Below are 2,984 nucleotides of genomic sequence, written 5' to 3'. Positions count from 1 at the left end.
TTGACCTTTTCGACCAAAAGCTCAAGGATTGTCCCCCACATATAGCCATAATCAAGGATGAAAAATTCCATAAATATAAAGTCTTTAGCATTTTTTATATCCTCAATCATAGCGAGATACATATCATCGCCGAGCTTATAATACTCGGATGTGCTTGACTTATAAGTAGAAAATCCTCCGGTATGCTTAAGATAGTAGGAAAGATTTTCAAACCTCTTATCTCCAATTTCTGAAATATCCCCCCTACTCATATACCTACTGTGATAGATTCTCGATTCTTTTTCTAGATCTATGACCCTCTTGTGTTCTCTCCTGTAACCAATTTTGAAATATGACATCAAAAATGCTACAATTGCAAAAGTAGGTGCCACAAAAATAAAAATTAGCCAAGATAGCTTCATATAAGGATTCATCTGATCTAAATTTAGGATTACCATCATCATGATAAAGCTAAGGATGGACGAACCCCCAAAAAGATAATATTGGTTGATACCTAGTTTCCTATTAATCATCACCAGCAAAAATATTTGAAGGAGAATCAAAAAGGCAAACAAACCTGCCCTGGAAAATACCAAAGACCCCATGCCCTTCTTGGTTTTCTTAACATATTTATTCTCTTTTATTTTATGCAATACTTTATTTCTTTGATCATTCATTCTATAATTATACTTCTTTAAAGCTTTTTATCTTCAATATATTTGACTTTATTATCCCCTTTCCATAAGATATAGAAAAGGAGCGTAAAATGAAAAATGTATTAGTCTTAAACGACTTCGTATCCAAAGGAAAGATAGCTGGAAGACTCATGGCACCAGTTCTTTCCTATATGGACTGTGAGGTTTTTTTGCTGCCAACAGCAATGATAGCAAACAACTTTTCCCTCGGTGGTAATGCTTTTTTTAATATAGACCCCTTTATCAAGGAAAGCCTAAAAAACTGGGAAAATTTAGGTATAAAATTTGACCTAATCTTTATCGGCTATATCGAAGATAAGGGCCAAAAAGAAATCATAAAAGATTTTATAAATAATCTTAATTACAAGCCAACCATAGTCTTCGACCCAATAATGGGCGATGATGGCCTTCTTTATCCAGGTCTTGATGAAAGTAAGGTAAATAATTATAAGGACCTAATAGGTCTCGCAGATATAATAATTCCAAACGAAACAGAAGCCAAATTTTTGGACCTTGATATCGAAAATCTAACGGAAAGTGGCAAAAAAATTATAATAACATCAGCCATAAAAGATGAAAAATCTGCTGTAATCTACCATGATGGCAGGGAAAATATCATCCCCTATGACAAACAAGATATAAAAGTAGGAGGCTCTGGAGATTTATTTGACGCCCTCTTCATAGGATATTTATTAAAATCTTTTGGAATAAAAGAAGCAATCGCTAAAACTTGCCAGGATATAATTAAGATTATAGTTGAAAATGAAAAAGAAAATCCAGGTGCAAGTGAGATAAATATAGAAAAATTCCTGACTTTGATAGAAGGTTAAGATGGAAAAAACAAGAAAACAATATTTTAAAAAATCACTTCAAATCGCCTGGCCAGCTGTCCTAGAATTTTTCTTTATAGCAATTGCAGGCATAATCGATACCTTCATGGTCTCATCTATGGGACCTGCTGCAATCGCTGCAATCGGACTTACAACCCAGCCAAAATTTATTGCCTTATCAGTATTTTTTGCAATAAATGCGGCAGTATCTGCCCTAATTGCAAGACGCCAAGGCGAAAAAAAGAGGGATAAGGCAAATCAAACCCTGACAACAGCCCTCTACCTTATGGTGTTTTTTGTAATTATTTTAACATTTGTCATGGTAGTATTTGCCAACCAAATCCTAGCCTTTGCCGGATCAAACCCAGATACCCACAAACTCGCCTACGATTATTATATGATAATCATGCTAGGCATGGTATTTAACGCTCTGTCAATGCTTATAAACTCTGGACACAGGGGCTGCGGTAATACAAATATAGCATTTGTAACCAACCTAATATCTTCAATAGTAAATATTGGATTTAACTTTTTGCTAATAGAAGGTAGGCTTGGATTTCCAAAAATGGGAGTAAGAGGAGCTGCCATTGCCACTGTAATAGGAACTATAGTTGCATCTACAATGTGTATACTTTCCCTATTTGACAAAGATTCTTATATGAATTTCAAAACAATGGCCAAAACTAAGTTCAAATTCTCTGTAGAAATTGCAAAAGAGATAAAAAACCTAGCAGTAAATCTATTTATAGAAAATGTGTCAGCAAGGGTTGGTTTTATGATAACTGCCATAAGTGCAGCAAAACTTGGAACAGATGCCTTTGCCGCCCACAATGTAGGCATGAACCTCCTATCCCTATCATTTTCCTTTGGAAATGGTATGCAGGTAGCAGCAATAGCCCTAACAGGTAACGCACTCGGAGCAAATCTTAAGAAAGAAGCCATGAAATACGGCAAAACCTGTCAAGAACTAGGCTTTATATTTTCTGTAATCATATCTCTAGGCCTGATATTTTTCGGTAGAAATATATTTTCCGTATTTTTTAAAGAAGATCACATACTCGACATGGGTGTTCTAATTTCAAGGTTTCTAGTAGTAATTGTCCTCCTTCAAATCTCACAAGTTATCTATGGGGGTTGCTTAAGAGCCGCGGGTGATGTAAAATATACGTTAGGAGTTGCACTTGTATCGGTAACATTTATCAGATCCATAGTGACTCTTATCTGTGTTAAGGTCTTTGACCTGGGACTAGCTGGTATCTGGATTGGTATCCTATCTGACCAAGCATCAAGATTTTTAAGTCTAAGGCACAGATTTAATTTAGGAGAATGGGTACACAAGAAAATATAGGAGGGTACTATGAAAAAATTATTTTCTCTACTAGCTCTAGCATTAGTGCTAAGCGCATGTGGTAACTCAGCTGACAAACCAGCAGAAGAACCAACAGAAACAACTACAACAACAGAAGCTCCAGCAGAAGAA

Annotated in this window: 3 protein-coding genes; 2 read left to right on the top strand and 1 reads right to left on the bottom strand. The window is 35.6% G+C overall.

What is annotated here, in order from left to right; translation table 11 throughout:
• The coding region (locus tag Q0410_RS04060) for a PLDc N-terminal domain-containing protein (RefSeq protein ID WP_367178702.1) at positions 1 to 656 on the bottom strand (656 nt) is incomplete at its 3' end.
• Positions 657 to 745: 89 nt separating this feature from the next.
• Between Q0410_RS04060 and Q0410_RS04055 the strand changes: the two genes are divergently transcribed.
• Together Q0410_RS04055 and Q0410_RS04050 are read left to right on the top strand one after the other, a co-directional pair.
• Positions 746 to 1,504, top strand: coding sequence for a bifunctional hydroxymethylpyrimidine kinase/phosphomethylpyrimidine kinase (locus Q0410_RS04055; RefSeq protein ID WP_299033092.1), 759 nt, complete (start codon positions 746 to 748; stop codon positions 1,502 to 1,504).
• Position 1,505: 1 nt separating this feature from the next.
• A complete protein-coding gene (locus Q0410_RS04050; protein ID WP_299033089.1) occupies positions 1,506 to 2,852 on the top strand; it encodes an MATE family efflux transporter in 1,347 nt (448 codons plus the stop codon).
• Positions 2,853 to 2,984 lie beyond the last annotated feature (132 nt).

It is taken from the genome of uncultured Anaerococcus sp. (assembly GCF_937934665.1).
Lineage (GTDB): Bacteria > Bacillota > Clostridia > Tissierellales > Peptoniphilaceae > Anaerococcus.
The sequence above is the reverse complement of the archived record's forward strand: the minus strand, read 5'-3'. Positions and strand labels throughout refer to the sequence as shown.

Excerpts from the sequence above, each read along its gene's own strand:
- Q0410_RS04055 (WP_299033092.1), top strand. The coding sequence starts at position 746 with ATGAAAAATGTATTAGTCTTAAACGACTTCGTATCCAAAGGAAAGATA.
- Q0410_RS04050 (WP_299033089.1), top strand. The coding sequence starts at position 1,506 with ATGGAAAAAACAAGAAAACAATATTTTAAAAAATCACTTCAAATCGCC.